Genomic DNA, 23,107 nt, shown 5'->3' with positions numbered 1-23,107 from the left:
TCATTATGATCACTTTACTTAAGCCGTATTTTAATTATAATTGCTTTTTACATTTACCCATTTACAAGCCACATTAAACATCTTTTTTTAGAATTAATAAGGTAAAGTCGTCTCTTAATTGGAAGTCTTGCATCCGCTCAAAATGCTTATAAACACGGTTAACCATTTCCTGTGCGGGCAGATGAGCATATTGACTTATAACATCCAATACCTCTTCCCTTTCAATAAACCTTTCCCCATCTTTACTTTCCGTGACGCCGTCTGTTAACAATACAACCATGTCACCCTTATGAAGTTTTCTTTCATATTGTTTATAATCCGTATCAGGAAGAACGCCTAGAAGAAGCCCTTTTGCTGTAATCTCTTCAAAGACCTTTGTTTCAGAATTGTAGAAAAAGCCCGGTTCATGACCTGCTGAAGCGTATTGAAGTGTATTCTCCGTGGGGAGGTATTGTGCGTGTAACATGGTGATAAACATGCTGGCGTCAACATTTCGTTCTACAACTCGGTTTAAATTCTTTAATATAGCCTTTGGATACATAGATTCTTCCGGATAGCTCTCCATGGAATATTTGATCATGGACATACATAATGCGGCAGGTATGCCTTTTCCGATAACATCAGCAATGGTAATACCGATTGACCCATCCTTTCCTTTTATAAAATGATGGTAGTCTCCATTCATCTGATGTGCCGGAACACTTATGACACCTATATCGAGGCCATCTATTTCAGGTTTTGTCGTATGAAGCAGACTGTCCTGCATACTTGCAGCAACAGATATTTCCGATTTCATTGTCATTTGTTCTTCCCGCAATACTTGAAATTCCTGATGTGCCAGCCCGTAAGAAATCATTGCTTCCAGCAAAAAGTCCATCGAATGCTGGAACTCCTCAGAGAGATTCGGGTATATATCGCTCAATGCCTGTATATGCAAATTGATAATCTCTTCCGGGAGAATATTATTACTAATAAACGACTTGCTGACTTGTTCAACACCGTACAATGATTGTTCGTCTCGAGTTTCAATATAATGTTTCAGTAAATCCTTATAATTTGCTGCATCTAGTTTCATCGTCTTATCCATCGTTTTTATCCCCCATAACTATATTATACAGGTGTTTTTCTAAAGGCCATAAGTAAAAGGTCAGATTAGTAGAAATCGGCGAAAGAGCCGATTTCGTTGATTACTTGAGCCATTTGACCGTTTTTATCTTTGTGCCACTACCAGCTTCCGATTGTATATCAAACTCGTCCATTAGACGTTTTACACCTGGAAGTCCTGCACCTAAGCCGCCGGAAGTCGTATAACCGTCCTGTATGACGAGAGATATATCACTTATCCCAGGTCCTGAATCAATAGAAATAATAGACATCCCATTTCGACCGAGGTTGTCAATCACTTCAAAGCAAATTTGTCCATCTTCTGCATATAAGTAGATATTACGAGCTAATTCAGATATCGCCGTTGCGATACGCGCCTGATCAACGGTGCCGAATCCGATTTTTTTTGCAATGTCACGGCCAAGCTGCCTGGCACCAACAATATCCAATTCTTGTTGAATATTCATGCGGGATTGAGTTTCCATAGCTATTCCCCCAATTCCTGGTAAAGTTTAACAAGTCCTTGTTCCAGGTCTAAAGCCGTTGGGACATTTTTTAAGTGAATACCTAAATCAATCAAGGTCATGGCAACCGCTGGCTGGATACCTGTTAAAACTACCTTTGCCCCCATGAGATCTGACATAGTAACAACGTCCCCGAGTACCTTCGCAATAAACGAATCGATGACCTCCACGGATGTTAAGTCAATCACTACTCCGGATGAACCATTTTTGTGGATTTTATCCAATAAGTCTTCCTGAAATTGTATAGCCGTCTTATCGTCTATCTCTGTTTGGATAGACACTAATAAATAATTGTTTAATTTAAGAATTGGTATTCGCACTTGTTTCACTTCCCTTGTAAAGATTCAATTAGTTTTTCAATATCTTCACCTTTATTCTCAAGATCAACAATTTGTCTGTTAGTGATTTCCAGAGCGCTTATAAAGCCTTTTTTCAATGAGCTTTTTGTAGGGAATTTATCCAGATCGATGCCGAGAGTGACGATTGTCTGTGCAATTTCCGGACGGATCCCGACAAGAATGCAAGTTGCCCCCACGAGTCTCACTGCTTCAGCTGCTTGAATAATATGATGGGCGACCATAGTGTCAACGACGGGAACACCCGTTATGTCAATTAATACAACCTCTGAATTGTGCTTCATCACACCGTCAAGCAAGTTCTCCATAATTAATTTTGCCCGCTCCGTATCAATTGTACCGACCAGCGGCATTACAGTAATACTGTCCACGACTGGGATAAGTGGTGCAGATAATTCCTGCAAGGCAACCCGCTGCATGGAGAGCGTGTGTTCCCAACTACCCGAATATTCATTCACTAATAGACGAATAATTGGTTCAACCCATTCATCTACACTCTTTAATACATCTGAGATAAAGCTTGAGTCTACTTGTTCGGACTGACTTAATATATAATCCACCGTCACTCTTCTGAACACTTGTAAGCCGTCTGTAATATAACTCAGAGGCCATCCCAAATTAATGATTTTCTCGGAAAAATCCTCAACAGCTTTTATGTTGCCTTGATTTTTGATACTAGTGAATATAACATTTACAAACTCTCTGTTCGTACTTTCAAACAACTCATCCGAAATTGTAGCTGTATAATTATCTTGTTTCAGTGAATTAATTTCATCCATCCACATCTGAACAATTATTTCACTGTTATCTAGTACAATGTATTTAAATTTCTCATCCATTCGCCTAGCCTCCATTTAAATATCAACTATAAAGTAATACATATCTCTATATCTCGGCAATTTTCGCGCAAAATACCCATAATATACTAAGCTTCCTTTATTGTGTCGACTCTATTGTAACATATAATCTTATGAAATTATGCCAAAAGATAAAATCTGTGCACTAAAAAACCCTTGTCGCTCAAGTGACAAGGGCCTTCCTAATGACCATACATATCTTTAAGTCCGAGACTTATTTCTAATGCCTGGTCTATTTTCTTCATCATTTCATTATCTAATTTTGTAATTTTGTCTGTCAAACGCTGTTTATCCAGGGTTCGAATCTGTTCCAGCAAGATTACAGAATTACGATCAAATCCATAACGTTTTGCATTTATTTCTACATGCGTCGGCAGTTTAGCCTTTTGAATCTGTGCTGTAATCGCGGCAACAATAACCGTAGGGCTAAAGCGATTTCCTATATCATTTTGCAGGATCAATACCGGGCGTACGCCCCCCTGCTCTGATCCAACCACAGGGGAAAGGTCGGCGAAATATACTTCGCCTCTTTGAACGATCAAATCGCTACACCCCTATCACAGAGCGCTCGAGGGTGTTTTCAGCCTCCTCTTCGGCCTGAAAGGCTTCTGAAGCGATTGTTAAATTAATCCGTCCCATTTCCTGATAACCCTTCTTCATCGTTTCGCGAAATTGTTGTATATGCTCATCTCTCTTTTGATCCAGGTAGTTTTTCGTCGCCTGACTTATGAAATCACTTAAATCACTGTTTTCGTATTTCATTAATCCATCCACCTCATTCAATAGGTTTGTTGGTAACTTCACTAAGACCTCCTGCAAGCTCTCTGACAAAACTAAACACCTCCGCCAACTGTTGAACGAACTCTTATAAATTCATTTATATGATACCATTGAATTCTAACGTTTGCAAAGGGTTCTGGCAATTTCTTTCAAAAAATCTTATGTTTTGTCGTTTATTACTATTTATTTGGGGTATAAATCCGTGGAACGCGTTTATTAATGATACATGGAATTTCGTAATTAATCGTATCTACATAATTTGCTATTTCATCCATTTCAATGACGTCACTATCTTGCGCACCGATTAACGTCACCTTTGTACCGATTGGGTATTCCGTGTCTAATTGAATCATCGTCTGATCCATACAAATCCTGCCGACAATGGGCATGCGCTTCCCATCCACTAATACAGAAATGCCTTGGAGTTTGCGTATCCATCCATCCCCATACCCAATAGGGATCGTACCAATCCATTCCGATTTTTCCGCTGTATAGGTAGCCCCGTAGCTTACAGACTCACCGGGGGCTATCTTTTTCACAGAAATGAGTCTGCTATGCAAGGAGAAGGCTTGTTTTAAATCAATCTGCCTTTTAGCCTTCACCGCCCCTGATGGATACAATCCATACATTGAAATACCGAAGCGAATATAATCATGCATCTCCTCCGGTAGGCGAATCGAAGCAGCACTATTGCCAATATGAATGGACGCATCGTGTGGCCAGTTTTCCTTAAAGAAAGCCCATAATGCCCCGAAGCGTGCTTTTTGCTTGTAAAAATAAGTCAAATCTTCCTCATCGGCAGTAGCGAAATGTGTAAACACTCCAGTTAAATATATGCTTGGATTTTTATTTAATGCATCCAGGATATTTTTTAATTCCTCTTCCGTGCGGATACCAATCCTCCCCATGCCCGTATCCCATTTCATATGGAGTTTTAAATTTTTCTCCAATTTATAGGTATTAACTTCCTGCAGCCATTCTTCTTGAAAAAATGTCAGCGTAATGTCATGATCAGATGCGACTGGTGCAGCTTCTGGAGAAGTGCGGCCGAGCACTAGTATAGGTGCATCGATGCCAGCTTCCCGTAATACGAGTGCTTCTTCCAGTAATGCAACAGCTAAGGCTTTGGCTCCAGCCTCTAATGCTCTTTTAGCAACCGGTACACTCCCATGACCATATCCGTCTGCTTTTACTACTGCAATTATATTGCTACTTTTAGGTAGTTTTTCCTTCATTTGCTTGATATTATACCCAATTGCATCAAGATTTACTTCTACCCACGTATCTCTATAAAAATGGTCCGTCACAACAAGAGCTCCTTTTTACATTGATGATTATTATCATTATTTATCTTTCACGTGCATCTGTCAATGAAAAGTGAGACTGTTTTCTAAAAGTTTATTGCTTTTGATACCAAAGATATAGAATGCGAAACAGTGACAATTCTTTTGCAAACACAGCCTAATTCCTGACCTACTATCAACCATTGCCAATGTGCACCGCCTTACATCTGCCGTGTATTGACGGGCATAATCTTTTACGCCATGCATCTCGCTTATTATTCGGCGCCGTGAATCCATAAATTCTCTAAGGACAGTATCGGTGCAAAGTGGATATTATCCTGCATGATCATGCCGGGTTACAAGACCATCAAGCGAACGATTGATGCCCTTTGTATGAAGTGGATCGTCTTTTCATCCAGATTATTGGAATGGTTCTACGTGACCGTGCAGACAGGATTATCCGAATGTCGGTAACCTAGAGTCGTTCTACGTGCCCGCGGAAAGCGACTGACCGGAACGATCCTGGACGGCGGGCAAGTATTGCAATTTTATATCAACTCCAAAGATTTAAAAGCAACAGCACTCTCGAAAACAGCCAAAAGTAAAAAGCAGACCCCCCTCTCCGCTTGCGAGTCTGCGTAATCACCACCCTAAATTATTTCACTTCTTGACTTTGAACAGATTGGGCTACTTCGATTAATTCTTCTCTTGTTAATTCTTCACTTGCCAACGTGAAATCTACGCCATCATGAGTCCATTCCAGCGTATTGTCCGACATGGCTCCGACAGTATGACCCAGATTTACGATATCCCCCTTCACTTCTTGCGGAGAGGATAAAGTTGGCTGCACTTCTGTTGTCTCTTCAACAAGTGTGAAATTCTTTTCACCTTCAAATGTCAATATAGATCTTTTCCCATTCTCTAATTCAACATCTTTCTTTTCGGTTAAGTCAGCACCAGCCATATACGTTGGATAAAGAACTGTCAGCTGACCTTGGGTTCCATCACCTGATACCGGCTCATCTACCGTTGCGGCAGTTTCCATATTTTTATCTATTGTAAAGTCATCCTCTTCAAAGCTCGGATCAGTATCGAAGCTTGTAAACTCCACTTGTACCAATGTATTTTGATCCTGGTCAAGCACTTTTACAAGCACTGGTGTAAGGGTATCTTTATCAAAGTGAATTTCCTGAAATGGCAGGTTGTTGTTACTTTGATAATTTGTTTTTGTCCTGAAAACATAATTCGATTCCGTTGCTTCAAATTCTGCCTCTTCATCATTTAACACATCGGTGATAAGCGATTGATATAAATATGGTTGACTGCTGTTGTTCGGCCATTCTGATTGAAATTCGAAATGTTTATTCAATGCCGGGGTAAGCACAAACACGCCATCTTCATTTTTCAAAATGATTTGACTACCTTGTTCATCTTGATTATTTGTCAGCCCTACCCTGTAAAAGTCCTCTTCTTCACTTTCATTTTGATGCCAAATGTCTATATTAAATTGTTGATTTTCCTGCCCTGTGTTCATTTCCATTACTGCCTCAGCCTTATACCCGCTCATATCTTCCAGGTTTTCTTCTAAATCTCCGGCCACATCTTCCTGCGACTTTTCACCACAAGCGGCCAGTACTAAAATTAAACCGATTGCAATCGTCACCCAAATACTTAACTTTTTTTTCATGAACATATCTCCCTTGTCTCGTCAACATTAGGGAACAATTATCACGCAACATTAGAAAATAGTACGATATACCTTTGAAATACCACCGATCACATCAGATGCCATTAAATCATGGTAAGAATGTGTATCTTCTACTAATAATTCCGCAGACCTACCATGGATGAAACATGCGTTACACAATGCTTGGAAAATATTCTGCTTCTGCATTAGCTGTGCTAGAATAATTCCTGTAAGTACATCCCCGCTTCCGCCTTTGGCGAGTCCCGGATTCCCAGTCGTATTTACAGCTTGCTTGCCGCCCGGCGTGGTAATAATCGTGTGCTTTCCTTTTAGTACCAAATAGACATTATGCCTTCGCGCAAATTCCAAGGAATACTGAAACGGTTTTGATAAAAGCTCATGGACAAAAATATCCAGCAGCATAGCCATTTCGCCCGGGTGTGGTGTCATGATCGTAGGATCAGGTCTCGCCCTTAATATGGACAGGTCCGATTTGGTATGGTGTAAGCCATCCGCATCAATAACGACTGGGCTCTCGGCCTGATCAAGTAGACGATGGACAAGTGAACGTGTTTCCTCGTTTTGCCCCATGCCAACCCCTAGCGCAATCGCATCATAACCTTCAAGTGAAACAGGCGTGTCATTCGTTAAATGACCGTTTGTCTCCGAAACTACTAGATACGTAGCCTCAACACTTTCAGAAGCAATCACACGAATAACCTCCTCAGAAGTCCCTGCCGTAATTAATCCTGATCCAGCTTTCAGCGCTGCTTTCACTGTCATTGCTAGTGCCCCGGGCATTGTTTTACTCCCACCAATAACGAGCCCTCGTCCGTGATCCCCTTTATGGTCATAAACTTTGCGCTCCGGCATTGTTTGCCTGAATTCATCGTGACCCCATACGTGTTTATCGGTATATTTCTGAAAAACCGCTTCAGGAAAACCAATAGAAACTGTTTCCCAGTCTCCATAAAAAGGTGCGGTAGCCTCTAGAAATGCGCTCATTTTCGGAGCACCGACAACAAACGTATAATCTGCTTGTACAGCTGTAAACTCAGCAGCGGCGAGGGCCCCTTCATCTGCTGGAAGGCCTGATGGAATATCGACAGAAACGATACAAGCATCTGAATCATTTAAAACAGATACAATCCTGTTTAGGGCTTCTCGCAGCTTCCCTTTGATACCTATCCCTATCATGGCATCAACGACTACATCAGAACGCTTTATGATGCCATTTATATCATTCTCAGCCTCAAGCGTTCGTAATGACCCCCCGCATTTTAAAAATAAATGCTTATGATAAAGCGCATCGCCGGTAATTTTCGCGTCCTGAACCACTTGTACAACGTGAACCACGTACATCTGATTCAGCAACGTCCTTGCGATGACAAATCCGTCTCCGCCATTATTTCCGGAACCTGCAAACACGGTTATACGATTTCCCTTACTCAGACCCGCATCCATTCGGGCGCAGATAGCCCTTCCCGCATTCTCCATTAAAAGCTTTCCATCCATTCCAATTTCCTGCATTGTGTAGTGATCAATATCGTACATTTCTTTTGCGGTGACAATATACACTTCGTTCCCTCCTACCCGCACTAGAATATATGAGACAACCATGGTAAATATGCACTGTTAATTATCCTCAATAATGACCTGGGCTGCTGCATAATCCCTGCTGTGCGTAATCGATATAAATATATTTTCCCCTTCAAACCCGCGCACTTTCATAAATGGAGCCCCATTTTCATCTACGGTTACCTCGATATGCTGAAAGCTCAATTTCCCAATTCCTGTACCATTCGCCTTCGCAAATGCCTCTTTCACGGCATACCTTCCAGCAAGAAATTCCGTTTTTCTTCGCCTGTTTTGCAATTGGGTAAATACATTTTTTTCATTTTGTGTTAAAATTCGATCAACAAATCGATTATTTTTCTCCATACTGTTTTGAATACGATCCAATTCTATTAAATCAATCCCAATACCTTTTATCATCAAATTCCTTACCCTTCTTTGACAAATCACTGTATTTCATATTTTACTGCGATTATAATGGTAATACACTCATAAAATAATAGTACCCGAGTTTCCTATAAAATAAAATCTTTTTACTAAAGGGGGCAAACTCCATATGTTTATTCGAACGGAAAGAAGCGTGAAGGAGTTTATTCAGTTCTATCCAATTGTGGCAGGATTAGTCATTATACATATCGCTTTATGGTTACTCATCGATCTATTGCAACTTCAGTTTGGAACAGTTCTTTACCAATGGGGTGTTGGCAGCAATTTTTTAATTGATCAAGGACAATACTGGCGCCTATTTACTCCCGTATTTTTGCATGCTGGTCTCACGCATATGTTATTTAATTCATTTGCACTTGTATTATTTGGTCCAGCCCTAGAGCAAATGCTGGGAAAAGCTAAATTCCTTGTTGCTTATTTCGGGGCCGGAATAGCAGGGAACCTTGCCACATATGCTTTCGGCCCATCTGACATTTGGTATACCCATCTTGGAGCATCTGGAGCCATTTATGGTTTGTTTGGTATGTACGTATTCATGATCGCATTCCGCAAACATCTCATCGATCCGGGAAGCACGCAAGTCGTCATGATCATATTTATTATTGGATTAATTATGACTTTTGTTCGCTCAAATATTAATGTTAACGCCCATATATTTGGCTTCATCGGCGGATTTGCGATCGCCCCGCTCGTCCTGGCAAATGCCAAGCCCTTTTCCCCCTGGAGGAACCGGCGGCGCTACCAGGATGATGATTCCATCCAATTTGATCCAAATCGATGGAAGAAAAAGAGAGTTTCTAAGAAAAAAATAATATGGATTGTTGTAGGCATCCTTGTTTTACTCGGGATACTTGGGAGACTTAATATATTATAAAATCGGAAAGCCACCTCGGCTTTCCGATTTTATTTACGATAGGAATACCAATCCGATAATTGATCCAGATCAGCTTCGTCCAGTTCTTTTATAGTGTAGTGTTTCCCTGTGCCCAGTTTTCCAATAATGGACAATTTTAGGGTTGCTAACTTTTTAGCCTTTTGAATTTTATGTTGTGTTTTCTCGAATGCTTGAATCCGTTTATGATACATAAGCATTGTCGTTTTGCTAAGCACGCGATAACGTACCATTAAACGATTCTCTTTCAAATAATATCCGCCAGCTCGATATCGTAAAAACCCTAGATATAAACCGCCAATTAGTAAAATGATTATCACCCAGCTAAACTGTGGCAGGAGAAACATTACTGCAATCCCAAGTAAAATAATCGGAACCATCGTGCGGAATAAATAAAAGGTGAGCGCACGTTTAGGCAGCGGGTTAAAATCTTGAGGCTGCTCTGCATAATCCGGTAGAATTTCCTGCAAAAATTCCTCTACTTCATCTCTTTTCATAATCGGAAATAAAACAGTAGAGAAGTCTTCTCCTTGATCCAGAGAGCCTCCAGCTACCTCAGCAAATACAGTAACAAATCCCAGCGGTTGTCTTATCACACTTTCTTGAATGCCGACCGCTTGAATTCTGCCAAGTGGTATCGTTATCTGCTTTTTCTCGAGTAGACCTCGTGTGATAAACAGCTCATCCTTATATTTTGTAATGGTAAAATTCCCATATTTGATCATAGTTCCGGCTATTCCTAATAGCCAAAGGAATAGCAAAAGTGCCAATGCGAATCCTACGATTAACATAATACTTAAACCAATAACCCAACTCATTGCATTGTCAAAAAATCGATCCGGTATAAATCGCTCAAACTCCAAAGCACCTAAGGCTAAAACGAATATTACTCCGATACTCCCCGACGTAGATCCTGCGACAAATAGCCGTTTAAATGAAATTTTATAAAAGGGGTGATTTGTGGTTTCTGCTTCTGTTTCTGGATCTAGTTCTGTTGCTTGCGTATCTTCATTTTTCAATTCATCTCTTAACGTTTGAGCTTCTGTAAATTTAACCGCTTTTAACGAGGCCTCCGATCCATTTCCACTACCTGCCGTTTCAATTTGAACCTTTGCCAGTTTAAATATACGATGAATGACACCTTGTGTTAGGTCGATAGATTGAATCCGATTTTTGGAGATATACCGCTTTTTCCGAATAAAAATGCCATATTCAATGCGCAGCTCTTCCTCCTCCACTCGATACGTATACCGATACCATGAAATAACACTATAGGCGACGATAATAAGTGCCAAAAGTAATACGATTAGAATAAAGTAACCAAAAGACTGGTCCCTAAATGTAATAAAACCAAATATAAGAACAAAGATAAATTCCCTGATACCCTTGATAAAATTAAATATAATTGCTGCTGGATGCAGGCGCTTAGGTTCAGACATCATCTTCATCCACCCTTGCCAATGCAGAAATACTATCCCTTAGATCTGACGCATCCTCCTCGAGTAAAGCCGGAATCTCATGGGTTGTTGCTGCAGTTGAGATGGTCACACTAGCCAGCCCGAATTTCCTCAAAATAGGTCCCTGCTGTGTATCCACATGCTGTACCCGAATCATTGGCACCAACGTTCGCGAAACAATTAATATCCCATGTTGTATATATATTTCCTGTTCAAAAACCTCATAACGCCATCTCCTCCAGCGAATCTTAGGGAGCAAAAATACAAATAAATATGTACTTAAGGCGCTGATTAGTACAGCAATACTTATAAACCAATAGGAAACCGTATAATTATAAGTAATAATGGCTACGCCGATAGTCGCTAACCAAAGGACGCTAATATATATTGCTGCTGTTATTTTCCACGCTTTTATCGCGTCACGCGCGATCCGATTTACCGGTGGCTGTCTCATTCTATTCCTCCTCCTGTGTCTCCATCTATAAATGATTATACATAATCGTTCTTTGGAGAGAAAGTTTTTTTGGATGGAATTGATGAGCTTATCATCGCTTTCGGACGGAAACCCCCTATTACGGTGAAATATTTTCGATAGCGCCAAATGTTATCTGAACCTTTCATGGAGACCTTACCTGTTCTTTTTTGCACTCTTTCGTCGTCATGAACCTCTCATGGAGACCTTACCTGTCCTTTTTCGCACTCTTCCGTCGTCATGAACCTCTCATGGCGACCTTTACCTGTCCTTTTTCGCACTCTTCCGTCGTCATGAACCTCTCATGGCGACCTTTACCTGTTCTTTTTGCACTCTTCCGTCGTCATGAACCTCTCATGGCAACCTGTCCTGTTCTTTTTCGCACTCTTCTGTCGTCATGAACCTCTCATGGCGACCTGCCCTGTTCTTTTTTGCACTCTTTCGTCGTCATGAACCTCTCATGGCGACCTTACCTGTCCGTTTTACTCATCCCAGATAGGCATGACTTATAAAAAAATTATCTTCTCATAAAAATAGAGGTGCAATCCCTGAAACGGATTGCACCTCTACTGTACTACTCATGCGACTCAATTAGTAATTACTGTTCCTCCGGTTTTGGTAGCTTCCTTTTCGGCTTCGTCCACCTTGGTTGCGACCACCTTGATTTCTTCCACCCTGGTTGCGTCCGCCTTGATTGCGCCCGCCACCACCATAATATCGCTTATTATTTCTGCGATTATTATCTTTGGAGCGTTGTGGCCCTTTTACACTAATCGGTGCCACGGAGGAAATCCTTACTGGTGTATCTCTGCGTTCTTTCGTAAGCATCTTCAATGCGGCAGCGATAACTGTTATGGAGTCATTTTCCTGCAATAACTCATTTGCAGTTTCGTGATATGCTTGCAGATCTTTTTGTTCGATTGTTTTGTTGAGTTTATCTACAGTAACTTGTTGCTGGCCTCTTTGTGCATCTTTGTTTGTTGGTGGCATCAGACGTTTCATTTTACTTTTTGTGACTTTTTCAATGGATTTTAGATGCCCAATTTCTCTTGGTGTGATAAAGGAAATAGCCTCACCTGTTTTACCAGCTCTGCCCGTACGTCCGATTCTGTGTACATAACTTTCCGGGTCCTGCGGGATATCAAAGTTATATACATGTGTCACACCGGAAATATCCAAACCACGCGCCGCAACATCTGTAGCAACTAATAAATCAATTCTGCCGTTCTTAAATTTGTTTAATACAGAGGTACGCTTGCCTTGCGTCAGATCCCCGTGCGTACCCTCAGCGCGGAAGCCTCTTGCCTGCAGACCTTCCGTTATTTCATCGACACGTTTTTTCGTTCTGCTGAATATTAACGCCAATTCAGGTGCATTAATATCTAAATGATTGTTAAGTGTTTCGAACTTGAATTTTTCCGGGATCTCGATAAAATATTGATCAATATTTTCGACCGTCATTTCTTTTGCTTTGATTTTAACTTCTTTCGGATTTTTCATTAGGTTTGTTGCAATATCACGGATTTCCTTTGGCATTGTTGCTGAAAATAATAGGGTCTGTCTTTCTTCCGGGATCCCTTTTAGAATATCTTTAATATCATCAATGAAACCCATATTCAGCATTTCGTCTGCTTCATCCAATACTGCAGTTTGTACCATATTGATACGGATTGTTTTTCTGCGCATATGATCGAGCAATCTGCCTGGTGTTGCAACCACAATATGTGGGCCGTCTTTCAGCGCACGTATTTGTCTTTCCATGTGCTGACCACCATAAATGGATAAAGCACGCAGTCCTTTAAATTTTGCCAACCGATTGATTTCTTCGGCAACCTGAATTGCTAGCTCACGCGTAGGAGCTACAATTAACCCTTGAATTTTTCTTTGTTTGGGATCGATTTTTTCGATCATAGGAATACCAAAAGCTGCCGTTTTCCCAGTTCCAGTTTGGGCTTGTCCTATGACGTCATTCCCTTGCATCGCAAGTGGAATTGTCTCTGCTTGGATCGGTGTTGATTCTTCAAATCCCATTTTTTCCAGTGATTTCAAAATGGAGCTTGAAACACCTAGTTCTTTAAATGTTGTCACCTATTCGTCTACTCCTTCTTTTAGTAAAAATTTATTAGTAGAAGAGGCCTTGGATATTTTCTCATACTTTAGATACATTAAATATTGTCCCCGATTTCAGTAGTTTCAAACACCCTTCGCAGGTTAGGGAATTTACATAGCTAATGATATAGGATACCTGCTGAGCCCAAAAGTTACCTGAACACATTTTTACATTATTTTTATTGTCAAAGTATTAGTGGCTTATTTTTTTGCCAAGCCTTTAATGGATATACTTACTTTTCGCCAAAAAAGGCTTCACCAATTTTGGTAAGAGGCCTCACTCGAAAACTAATGCATTTACCATCATAACACAAAAACCGACAGCATACTAACGACTTGAGTGATTTTTTCATTGACCAATGGTAAAATACATATTACGATTCTGTGTGAAATTAAAAAAGGAGGCTTTATATGCGTCGCCCTCCGTTTAATCCATATATAGCGGTTGTCATTGGAGTTATAACTGTATCCGCTTCGGCAGTATTAGTTAAATTAGCAGACAGCGCACCTGCAGCAATAATAGCGAATTACCGTTTATTATTTGCTGTGCTTATGATGTTACCAATCGTGTTACTCAAATATCGACATGAATTCCGATTAATCAGCAGAAAAGATTGGATCCTTTCTATTCTTGCCGGAGTCTTTTTGGCTCTGCATTTTATTCTTTGGTTTGAATCACTGAATTACACATCTGTCGCTAGCTCGGTAGTACTTGTTACATTGCAGCCGATTTTCGCATTCCTCGGAACCTATTTCTTTTTCAAGGAACGATTTTCATCCGGTGCGATTATTAGTATGATAATTGCCTTGTTCGGAAGTTTCATTATCAGTTGGGGTGATTTCCAGTTAGGCGGGATGGCTCTATTTGGAGATATCCTCGCATTATTAGGTGCCATCACCATTACGGTATACTTTTTATTTGGACAACGTGTACGGAAAAATTTATCACTAATGACATACACGTTTGTCGTATACGGAGCAAGTGCCATCACACTTATTATTTATAATATGGCACTCCAGAATCCTTTCTTTGGATATCCAGCTGATCACTGGTGGATATTCCTGGCCCTAGCGATCTTCCCGACATTCTTTGGTCATACCTTGTTTAATTGGGCACTTAAATGGTTAAGCACCTCCACAATTTCTATGGGGATTGTCTTTGAACCAGTCGGTGCATCGATACTCGCATACTTTATCTTAGGTGAAGTCGTCACATGGACACAGTTACTGGGTGGAACGATCGTTATCTTCGGTCTACTTTTATTTATTGTCAGCACATCGCGCAAAACGAGGGTTACCATATCGCAAAAAGAGCGAAAAGGTTAAATAAATGGTATAATAGAACCCACACTAAAGGAGAAATAAGGTGATGTCGTGGATATACAATTAATGACAGATGGCGGAGCAGATATCCCGCAGCGTTTACAAGACGCGCTCGATATTAGCATCGTCCCACTATACTTGAATTTTAAAGACGAGGAATTTAAAACCGGTGTAACTATGGATCTAAACCGTTATTATCGTAAAATTAAAGAAACAAATACGCTCCCCAGTTCTGCCGCACCAAGCCCGAATGATTTTTATGAAGCGTACAAACAGGTCGACCCCAAGACTCCAATTCTTATGCTAAGCATATCCAAAGGGTTAAGCAGCACCTATGAAAATGCAGTTAGCGGAAGAAATAGGTTGCTGCACGAGGAACCTGACCGAGCAATCGAGGTAATCAACACCAAAACAGCTTCAGCCGGGATTGGCCTTCTAATGCATGAAGCCAGTGTGAAAATAGGCGAAAATTATTCCTTTGAAGAGCTTGTTCAACACATCCAAGAACGTATTGAACAAACGACGACGCTATTCATTTTAAAAACGCTCGAAAACCTGATACTTGGCGGTCGATTGGACAGGGTAAAAGGTACACTTGCAAAAACACTTAATATCAAGCTGCTAATGCGGGGAAGCGAAGAAGGAACAATCGAGGTAACGGAAAAAGTTCGTGGTGACAAAAAGTCGATACGGCGTTTTGTGGAGCAAATTGGAGAGTACACCAAAAATGTTGAAGATAAAGTAATCACCATGACACATTGCAATGATGAGAGCAGGGCAAAAAAAGTCCTTTCCGAGATCAAAGAAAAATACCCTTTTAAAGATACATTCCTAAGCGAAACCGGACCATTAATCTCTAATTACGGCGGGGATGGAGCATTGGTGATTTCTTTTTTTAAGGATAAATAGGTCAATAAAGAAAACCTGCTCGTCTAATAGGAGCAGGTTTTCTCTTTGGCTAGGACTTTTGTCGCAAAACTTGCCAAAAGCAACGTTTCCTAATTCAACTTTCGTCCCTTACTAAAAACTCGTAGACCATCTGATTGAGCGTATCTTTGTCATCACCTAAACAAATAAGGTGCCGGGACCTTTCAAAAAAGACAACTTCTTTCTGTTTGGAACTAATTTCCTTATCCAGATAGTAAGCTGTTTTATATGGTACCATGCCATCCTGCTGCCCCTGGGCAATTAAGACAGGTGATTTCACTTTCTTTAAATATCGCCTTGTGAACTTCACCAATTTCACGAACTCAATATTGGCCTTAAATGGAATCGCGGCCTCCATCTTCTTTTTATAATGCAGGTATAATTTATTTTTTCCCAAGTTTCCCCGCATGCCGTCTGCAGCAACTGAAGCTATATCAAGCGTCATTTGTCTGAAGGACAGAAATTTCCCTGAAGGAGCTAATAAAACGAGATTGTCTACCTTATATTTAGCTGCTAAATAGGAAGCAATCATACCACCCATCGAGAACCCGATTAGGTAGATTCTGTCATATTCTCTGTTCAATCGCTTTAGCACATCCTCGGCTGCATTAATCCATTTTCGATAGGAAATATCTTTTAAATCAAGATTTCTTCCATGACCAGGCAATGTCGGAACTTCGATATGCCAATCTGTATTATCTTTAAGGAATCGTGCTAAAGGGTCTACTTCATAAGGGCCTCCGGTAAATCCATGGATAATTAAACATCCAATCATACTAATTCTCCTCTTTAAAAAACCCCATAGTTTCTTATACCCGTTATTCGAATGGAATATTACTGTGCGCATCATATTTCTACTGGTAGCTTTGCTTTATTTTTACAGCCGGGGACGCATGGGGACGATTCTTTTGCTTCCAATGAGACATGTACGGGGCGATCCTGCCTGAGCGCGGAACAATTGCCAGCGAACGCGGGATGACCCTATCTGGCCGCGGAACAAATATCTGCGAACGCGGGATGAACCGACTTATGCGCGGAGCGAATGTCTGCATCCGCGGGACGAATCACTCTGAGCGCGGAATAACACACCCCTGCAACTCTACCTAAATGCTTTAATAATCGAGCCAAACTCCTTCACAATAGGCGAAACTTGATGATATGTGTTAGCCAATTGTCCCACAGTTGAAAGCATTTTATCAAAATCTACCTGCTCTTTTGGATGCTGAGGTTGCTCCATCGAATTTGGGTTCGTTGCGGAATTTATATTTGGGTCAGGTTGATATGAAGTGGAATTTGTTGGTATATAAGCAGGCCAAAACGGCGGTTGTTTTGGCTTTGCAAACTGTTCATAAGGAGTTTGCTGAAGCGCTTGCCCGTTATACGAATGATATGGATGGTAGGGATTACGCGGAAAATGGACACTATCATATGCAAAGTCCTGGTGCTCCGTGTGATGATAATACGGCCTGTTATACATGATGCACACACCTCTTCTATACGTTTTATTATCTGTAATAAACTATGCATATCAATGAATTGTGTGTATCAAACACCGCATTACTCTCCATACCCCTCATAAAAAGGGCTGTAATACGAATTATTTCCAAAACCTAGAGCATATTTAATTTTGTTTTTTTGAAACCCCAAAATAGCAGGCTGATCCTCACCAACGAATGTCACTGGTGTACCAAAAATTTCTATATCCTGCAGTTCTTTCATATAATCGCGATTATGAGATACATTTTTTGTCGCGTAAGAAACATTCCATTCATCTAATTGCTTTATTAATTTTCCACATTGCGGATTCCCATCACTAATGTAGATGGTCACATGATGTTCACTCATCGGTTGAACCCCCTAAAAATTATGAATCTGTCGGTGCCTCTGTTCATTCCTTTATACCCATATATTTAGTATTTGAAACGAAAATATATCAAAAACATCACAAATTTATTACGAATGTTACGAAAAACCATGTTTATGAAAAATAAAACCCGCCTCTTAGACATAGAGAAGCGGAATGATTTTATACATAAAAAGCAGACTATAATATATAACCGAAATAAAAAGCAGTAAAACCTTTTTCAAGAAAATTATTATACGATTCCACTTATTTTTTTACTTTTTTCCAAAATTATGCTTCAGAAGAAGATATCGAATATGGTGATTGGTAGTCATAAGCGATTCATGGCGACTGAAAATCTTAAAAAGAACCTATAACGGTAGCCATGAGCCGTTCATGACGACCGAAAACCTTAAATAGAACCCTTAGCGGTAGCCATGAGCCGTTCATGACTAATATTTACAACTGTTATTTATTTTTACATCTTAGTCCAATATATTTTTTCAAAAAAAGTCACAAAAAAGAGGACTTCCCTCTAACCGAGACAGAAACCCTCTTTTATAAATATGGTTATTTAAATTTTAAAACTGCCACCCAAAAAAAGATGAAGCTATTTACTACTGCTGCTCAATCGCATTATTCTCTATCTCTTCAGGCACTTCAATCGGATCGACATTATTGATGTTTGAATAACTGGATTCCAAGTTTTGGACAAGGTTAATCGCATCTCCCTCTGCCTCCATTGTCATATCCATATTCATATTAAATGCATTCATATCAAATGATTCTTTGTCGATGAACATTTCATAATCCATGCTGTTAATCGTCATATTTTCCAAAGCATTTTGACCTTCTTCACCCATTGCCTGCGTCATTTCAGGTGTCAAAGATTCCTCCATTACTTCCTGGATCAGCTCGTTGAATTTTTCCCCATCCGCATTTAATGTCAAAATAAATTCATCATCTGACTGCTCGAAAGAAAGATCATCGGTATACTCTTGGAGCATCTTCAGCTGTTCTGATGGATCCTGTTGCTGGCCGTCCATTGCATTCACTGCATCCATCGCAGCATTGTCCACCTTCATCCAGTTACCTATCTGATCACTGTACATGTACATTCCATCATCTACCATGTACATTTCCATTCCCATTTCGGGCATGCCTTCTTCGCCGTCCATCATCATTTTGGTCGTTCCCTCTTGATAAATGGCGAGCGGATCCATCGTCATTTGCATGTCGAAACTGCTTTCGGTATCAATTGAAGTTGATTCAGCCTCAGATGCAATCTGTTGCTGCATATTCATCGAAACCTCTGCACTTTCCATTTCCTCCGAAGCTTCCAATGCCTCCGAATATACTTCCTGTGCGGTTAATTCACTTTCTTCTTCCTCGATTGTGTCTGCTGTCGGCTCGGCTGTGTCATTACATGCAGCAAGCACAAAAGCCATAACCCCAGCGAAAACCACCAACATCCATTTCTTCACGTTGTTTCCACCTCTCTAAAATTTGTTTCACCTTTATGTATGATAAAAATAAAGCTTCATTTTATATCGTAATTTATTTTTGCGTTTATGACAACTATAATTCATAAGATTTTATGAATTATGTATTTGATAAAATGGATCTGTCGATAAATCATTTTATTAATTTTTATGAAGCTAGATAACGAGAAAGCACATCCTTGAATTCAATGTTTTTAACAACCGACTAGAGAAGCTTGAATGAACAGACTCATCTGATTTTTTAATAATCATTTTAGGCATATCCAATTTTTAATATGTCCAGTGTCTCCTGTTCATTTAAGTATCGACATGTGTAAGACAATTAACTAGTGAGACAGAAACACTCTAAACAGGGTCTCTCCCTTCTTTTTCTCTAACCTGATTCAAATGGTTCTTTCTCATAAACGGAAGTGCAAACCCCACAATTACAGCAGTTAATGGAAATCCACCATCCGTGAAAAGCCATTCATATACAGTAATTGGTGTAAAAATACCATAGATAAAAATCATAAGAGCTAAGTATATTTTTCTCAGTTTTTTCTCTGATTTGAACATACAATTCCTCCCTCCATTTAATTTAATTGAATTGTATTGCTTGTATTCCAAACATCTTCAAGAAAATCTATTTCCGGACCAGCTGATTCCTGATAGATATTTTCATTTATCCCAGCCATTATGCCATCATAGGAGGTGGATTCGAACTCATTAGCAGCTCTTACATGAATCCTATTATTTTCTATCATCAATTCGGCTCCATCTAACTGGCCGCCATTTTGTACAATGGCCTCTCTTGCTTTATTAATTACTAGTGATTCAATATCTTCATCGGCTAATAATTCGTTAAGTTTTTCTCTGATAACCGGGGTTTCAAGTTCCTCTTTTAAGACAATGTCGAATGCTTCCAATTCGATTTCATTTGCGGACCAATCGTTATATGTAAAGCTTCCAGATAGCTCGCTGACCTTGTCATCCACTTTTTCCTCGATATCTTCAAAAAATGCCTGCAGTGCACCTTCTAGCGTATCATCCTCATACTCAAAAATAACCTGCCGCACTTCTTCATAAAGAACACTACTGGCTGCCATGCTCGCCTGATTTGCTGTAGTCCCGGATTGTTCCTTTACAGCTAGTCCCATCCCCATGTTTAGAACAAATACAAAGAGTATCATAATAATGCTTAACATACCGAGAACGAAAAGAATGATATTCCCATCTTCATTATTAAACCGCTCCTTTAATTTTTTAATCATTCAATCACCCTGCCATAGGCTGTTGTAGAATAAGGAATAGAAGGAGCTGAGATAGAATCAGGCAAAAATATTAAATTAAGATTTACGCTAACCGTGGTCTCAAATTCCTTAGCACCTGCCGCAGGAGTGGTGATTTCGTTCATTTGCAGATAATCCCCGGTTGAAGACAGGATTTTATTCGCAGCTTGTTGCGCTTCACTAGGACTTTTCGTTATCGAATATACATTGGCATATTCATTTGCCGCAGATTGTGTGACCAGCACACCATTTATACCAACAATAAATTGAATCAAAATCATCAATAGGATTAATGCCAATGGAACAATACCCAAGAATTCAATAGTAGCGGACCCTTCTTCATTATTTATTCTTTTTCTCCATTTTTTCATTGCATCACACGCTCCTGCCCTTTAAAAAACCAACACTTTCACTCAGTAATACTAGAACTTAATCAGTGACCTTATTCTTCCTCCAACTCCACATTGTGTTCTTCAGCCATTTCAACTAACCTCACGTCAGCTATTTGTGCCGTTTCCGCTGTTTCCATAAACTTTTCATCCGATTGTTGGACAAGTTCGTTTATTTCTTGTTCATTCGCCATTTCTGCAGCTTTCTCCATTGCCTCATTTCTAAGTTCGAACCCCTCGAGCCATGTATTCATTTGTTCTAATCTTAAATTATGCAATTCATTCACCACATCGGTTTCAGGTTTATTTGACTCAATATACTCTATTATTTCCTCCGCAATTGGAATAACATTTTCATTTTGAAATTCGAATGCTTCCTGAGGATCTGCTATCATTGAAAGTTCTTCCAATCGTGCATCCATCTGGTTCGCTTTTGGATTAACCGTTTCCACATAACTATTATGATACTCGACCAATTCATCTGCTTCAGGGGAACTGCAAGCAACAAGCCCTAAGGAAATAATTAAAATTGCCACTAAAAATATTTTCTTCATCTTTTAAAATCCCTCTCGTTTTTACTTGGATCTTTCCGTCACATCAAACATGCTTGATATTCTTCAAGAAGTGGTTGCTTCTTCTTCATTAATCTCCAATACGTCTAATTCCTCCCTCCATTTAAGTACACAAGAGGTGATATACATAATGACAAATGGAAAGACTAATAGATTCAATGTCATTTGTGTAAGGATTTGCGCCGCAAAGGAATCAGTAATGTTAAAAACCTGTGCTACAACAAACAAACCTATAACACCTTCAATCGTCCCTGAAATTACGATAATCAGGAAAATCTTCAAAAAATTTTTTTTTCCAATACGTATGCCCTCTTTGAACGCTTTCCATACTGGTTTTTCATCAAAAATGCTGATATATGGAATTGGGAAAACGAGTGTCAGCAATATCAACCCTGGAATAGCAAAAAACATAAAACCAATGGCTGATAAAATCGAAACAATAACAGCAAATAAAAATACGGTAAAACCATTAACCAGAAAATGATAAACAGCATTCCTTAAACTATGTTCATTGCCTTTGTATTCATTATATACAAATCGAATATAAGGGATTTGTGCAAATAAATAAAACAAAATTGTCAGCAAAGCATAATAAATATCCGCAAAAGAGTAGACAGGATCCAAACTTGGAGTAATGGTATATATGTAATTGGTCGTAAAAGAATGGAGCATAAGTAAGGGTAATGTTGTTGTCAACATCAAAACAAACATTTTTTCAAATTTTCCTGTATATAATTGCCAGGTGTAACGTAATGGATTAGTCATGATAAACTCCTCTTTATGGATAGTGCAAATTCTCTTTCATACGAGCCCAGGATCTTCAATGACCTAGACTTTCAATAAAATAATTTAACTTCCTAGGGGTAACGTAATATGTCTTTTGCTTGCTGAACTCGTTTATCCAGACCCTCTCGATACGTTTTCATTAACAGGGCATATATTTCAGATTCGGTCATATGGCCAACATAATTATTTTTTGTTGTGCCATCAAGTGACTTTTTCAACTGGGGTTCTGCAACTTCACTTGTCATACCTTTTAAGATCTTAATATCCAAATATTTTTCGAATGGTTTAATTTCCGGATTATTCCGGTTATCATATATGATGTCGAAATCCTTACAGTTATCATATCGATCCTTAAATTGTTTATACTGAATTAGGTTACCCATTACTATATAATGGAGTGCCTCATTAATGTCGTCATCTGTAAAATACCCATTTTTTACAACCCCTTCTTCTAGGGAATTCGAATCTTCAAATAACTGTATAATCTCGTGTTGAAGATCGATCATGGTTTGCATTATAGTTAGCGATCTTTGATAAATAATTCTATCTCTAGGGTTTAGTATTCCAGATTCTAGAATAAACTTTAGATAGTCTCGAATCTTTTCCAAAACTGAAAAGTCCAGATTTGCACGGTGTGAACCACTTTCTCTAAGATTATTAATACTGATGAAGTAATAGATATGTGGTTTAATAGATTCTAGTGCTTCTTTCCTATCTTGCGAATCAGGCGAAATTACTGCATAAGCTTTCACTTTAGCACTGAATTTGCTTTCATAATGAGACAGATAATAATAGTTGTTATTAATTTTATAGGCTTCTGCATTTACCGATGTATTCTCAAGCCACTTTTGGTGCTTTTCCCCTAATTTCAGTAGCTTCTTTCTATCAATTTGCATCTTATCCATCCCTTCTGCAAAACTTTATACTTTTCAATAAAATGTAAACAACTTCATT

26 protein-coding genes are annotated in these 23,107 nt (G+C 39.4%); 3 read left to right on the top strand and 23 right to left on the bottom strand.

The genetic code is table 11. The features are described 5' to 3' along the window. Window positions 1–73 precede the first annotated feature (73 nt). The 10 genes from KFZ58_RS03650 to acpS all read right to left on the bottom strand — a co-directional run bounded on the left by KFZ58_RS03650 (window position 74) and on the right by acpS (window position 8,586). Window positions 74–1,087 carry a PP2C family protein-serine/threonine phosphatase gene (locus KFZ58_RS03650; RefSeq protein ID WP_235793501.1) on the bottom strand — a complete coding sequence of 338 codons (1,014 nt, stop codon included), beginning with the start codon at window positions 1,085–1,087 and terminating at the stop codon, window positions 74–76. Window positions 1,088–1,187: 100 nt separating this feature from the next. Then, complete coding sequence (locus tag KFZ58_RS03645; RefSeq protein WP_235793500.1) at window positions 1,188–1,589, bottom strand: anti-sigma regulatory factor; 402 nt, start codon at window positions 1,587–1,589, stop codon at window positions 1,188–1,190. 2 nt (window positions 1,590–1,591) lie between these two features. Next, the gene (locus tag KFZ58_RS03640) at window positions 1,592–1,948 is read right to left on the bottom strand and encodes an STAS domain-containing protein (protein ID WP_304956815.1); all 357 of its coding nucleotides are present in this window, start codon (window positions 1,946–1,948) and stop codon (window positions 1,592–1,594) included. A 5-nt stretch (window positions 1,949–1,953) separates the two neighbouring features. Continuing rightward, window positions 1,954–2,823 (bottom strand): RsbT co-antagonist protein RsbRA, encoded by an 870-nt coding sequence (gene rsbRA / locus KFZ58_RS03635; protein ID WP_235793498.1) that lies wholly within the window; start codon window positions 2,821–2,823, stop codon window positions 1,954–1,956. A 200-nt stretch (window positions 2,824–3,023) separates the two neighbouring features. Beyond that, a complete protein-coding gene (locus tag KFZ58_RS03630; protein ID WP_235793497.1) occupies window positions 3,024–3,383 on the bottom strand; it encodes a type II toxin-antitoxin system PemK/MazF family toxin in 360 nt (119 codons plus the stop codon). 4 nt (window positions 3,384–3,387) lie between these two features. Continuing rightward, entirely contained in the window at window positions 3,388–3,672 is a 285-nt protein-coding gene (locus KFZ58_RS03625; protein WP_235793496.1) for a CopG family ribbon-helix-helix protein, read from the bottom strand. A gap of 128 nt (window positions 3,673–3,800) precedes the next feature. Next, a complete protein-coding gene (gene alr, locus KFZ58_RS03620; RefSeq protein ID WP_235793495.1) occupies window positions 3,801–4,928 on the bottom strand; it encodes an alanine racemase in 1,128 nt (375 codons plus the stop codon). Window positions 4,929–5,559: 631 nt separating this feature from the next. Then, window positions 5,560–6,591: a LolA family protein gene (locus tag KFZ58_RS03615; protein ID WP_235793494.1), complete on the bottom strand. Its 1,032-nt coding sequence runs from the start codon at window positions 6,589–6,591 to the stop codon at window positions 5,560–5,562. A 51-nt stretch (window positions 6,592–6,642) separates the two neighbouring features. After that, the gene (locus KFZ58_RS03610) at window positions 6,643–8,169 is read right to left on the bottom strand and encodes an NAD(P)H-hydrate dehydratase (RefSeq protein ID WP_235793493.1); all 1,527 of its coding nucleotides are present in this window, start codon (window positions 8,167–8,169) and stop codon (window positions 6,643–6,645) included. 57 nt (window positions 8,170–8,226) lie between these two features. Continuing rightward, on the bottom strand, window positions 8,227–8,586 hold the full coding sequence (gene acpS / locus KFZ58_RS03605; protein WP_235794649.1) for a holo-ACP synthase: 360 nt from the start codon (window positions 8,584–8,586) through the stop codon (window positions 8,227–8,229). 136 nt (window positions 8,587–8,722) lie between these two features. On the opposite strand from acpS, the gene KFZ58_RS03600 reads away from it, so the two are divergent. Then, window positions 8,723–9,487, top strand: a complete 765-nt coding sequence (locus KFZ58_RS03600; RefSeq protein WP_235793492.1) for a rhomboid family intramembrane serine protease — start codon at window positions 8,723–8,725, stop codon at window positions 9,485–9,487. 29 nt (window positions 9,488–9,516) lie between these two features. On the opposite strand, the gene KFZ58_RS03595 is transcribed toward KFZ58_RS03600, so the two are convergent. The 3 genes from KFZ58_RS03595 to cshA all read right to left on the bottom strand — a co-directional run bounded on the left by KFZ58_RS03595 (window position 9,517) and on the right by cshA (window position 13,522). Then, window positions 9,517–10,944, bottom strand: coding sequence for a PH domain-containing protein (locus KFZ58_RS03595; protein ID WP_235793491.1), 1,428 nt, complete (start codon window positions 10,942–10,944; stop codon window positions 9,517–9,519). Further along, the gene (locus tag KFZ58_RS03590) at window positions 10,937–11,416 is read right to left on the bottom strand and encodes a PH domain-containing protein (protein WP_235793490.1); all 480 of its coding nucleotides are present in this window, start codon (window positions 11,414–11,416) and stop codon (window positions 10,937–10,939) included. Before KFZ58_RS03590 ends, KFZ58_RS03595 begins: the two co-directional genes overlap by 8 nt. 609 nt (window positions 11,417–12,025) lie before the next feature. Next, window positions 12,026–13,522 (bottom strand): degradosome RNA helicase CshA, encoded by a 1,497-nt coding sequence (gene cshA, locus KFZ58_RS03585; RefSeq protein WP_304956814.1) that lies wholly within the window; start codon window positions 13,520–13,522, stop codon window positions 12,026–12,028. Window positions 13,523–13,954: 432 nt separating this feature from the next. On the opposite strand from cshA, the gene KFZ58_RS03580 reads away from it, so the two are divergent. Further along, window positions 13,955–14,869, top strand: coding sequence for a DMT family transporter (locus KFZ58_RS03580; RefSeq protein WP_235793489.1), 915 nt, complete (start codon window positions 13,955–13,957; stop codon window positions 14,867–14,869). A 48-nt stretch (window positions 14,870–14,917) separates the two neighbouring features. Beyond that, window positions 14,918–15,775: a DegV family protein gene (locus tag KFZ58_RS03575; RefSeq protein ID WP_235793488.1), complete on the top strand. Its 858-nt coding sequence runs from the start codon at window positions 14,918–14,920 to the stop codon at window positions 15,773–15,775. Window positions 15,776–15,869: 94 nt separating this feature from the next. Here KFZ58_RS03575 and KFZ58_RS03570 read toward each other — a convergent pair whose 3' ends face one another. The 10 genes from KFZ58_RS03570 to KFZ58_RS03525 form a co-directional block, all read right to left on the bottom strand. Continuing rightward, window positions 15,870–16,568: an alpha/beta hydrolase gene (locus KFZ58_RS03570; RefSeq protein WP_235793487.1), complete on the bottom strand. Its 699-nt coding sequence runs from the start codon at window positions 16,566–16,568 to the stop codon at window positions 15,870–15,872. A gap of 324 nt (window positions 16,569–16,892) precedes the next feature. After that, the gene (locus KFZ58_RS03565) at window positions 16,893–17,270 is read right to left on the bottom strand and encodes a YppG family protein (RefSeq protein WP_235793486.1); all 378 of its coding nucleotides are present in this window, start codon (window positions 17,268–17,270) and stop codon (window positions 16,893–16,895) included. An 80-nt stretch (window positions 17,271–17,350) separates the two neighbouring features. After that, on the bottom strand, window positions 17,351–17,638 hold the full coding sequence (locus tag KFZ58_RS03560) for a glutaredoxin family protein (RefSeq protein ID WP_235793485.1): 288 nt from the start codon (window positions 17,636–17,638) through the stop codon (window positions 17,351–17,353). 615 nt (window positions 17,639–18,253) lie between these two features. Beyond that, complete coding sequence (locus KFZ58_RS03555) at window positions 18,254–19,120, bottom strand: DUF6612 family protein (RefSeq protein ID WP_235793484.1); 867 nt, start codon at window positions 19,118–19,120, stop codon at window positions 18,254–18,256. A 363-nt stretch (window positions 19,121–19,483) separates the two neighbouring features. Beyond that, window positions 19,484–19,693, bottom strand: coding sequence for a hypothetical protein (locus tag KFZ58_RS03550; protein WP_235793483.1), 210 nt, complete (start codon window positions 19,691–19,693; stop codon window positions 19,484–19,486). A gap of 17 nt (window positions 19,694–19,710) precedes the next feature. Beyond that, window positions 19,711–20,388 (bottom strand): pilus assembly protein TadG-related protein, encoded by a 678-nt coding sequence (locus KFZ58_RS03545; protein ID WP_235793482.1) that lies wholly within the window; start codon window positions 20,386–20,388, stop codon window positions 19,711–19,713. After that, window positions 20,385–20,777 carry a TadE/TadG family type IV pilus assembly protein gene (locus tag KFZ58_RS03540; protein ID WP_235793481.1) on the bottom strand — a complete coding sequence of 131 codons (393 nt, stop codon included), beginning with the start codon at window positions 20,775–20,777 and terminating at the stop codon, window positions 20,385–20,387. Before KFZ58_RS03540 ends, KFZ58_RS03545 begins: the two co-directional genes overlap by 4 nt. Window positions 20,778–20,848: 71 nt before the next feature. Next, entirely contained in the window at window positions 20,849–21,349 is a 501-nt protein-coding gene (locus KFZ58_RS03535) for a hypothetical protein (protein ID WP_235793480.1), read from the bottom strand. A gap of 63 nt (window positions 21,350–21,412) precedes the next feature. Next, window positions 21,413–22,132, bottom strand: coding sequence for a YciC family protein (locus tag KFZ58_RS03530; protein WP_235793479.1), 720 nt, complete (start codon window positions 22,130–22,132; stop codon window positions 21,413–21,415). A 92-nt stretch (window positions 22,133–22,224) separates the two neighbouring features. Next, window positions 22,225–23,049 carry a hypothetical protein gene (locus tag KFZ58_RS03525; protein ID WP_235793478.1) on the bottom strand — a complete coding sequence of 275 codons (825 nt, stop codon included), beginning with the start codon at window positions 23,047–23,049 and terminating at the stop codon, window positions 22,225–22,227. Between the last annotated feature and the right edge of the window lie 58 nt (window positions 23,050–23,107).

The sequence above is a fragment of the Virgibacillus sp. NKC19-16 genome, assembly GCF_021560035.1.
Taxonomy (GTDB): domain Bacteria; phylum Bacillota; class Bacilli; order Bacillales; family Amphibacillaceae; genus Virgibacillus_L; species Virgibacillus_L salidurans.
The sequence above is the reverse complement of the archived record's forward strand: the minus strand, read 5'-3'. Positions and strand labels throughout refer to the sequence as shown.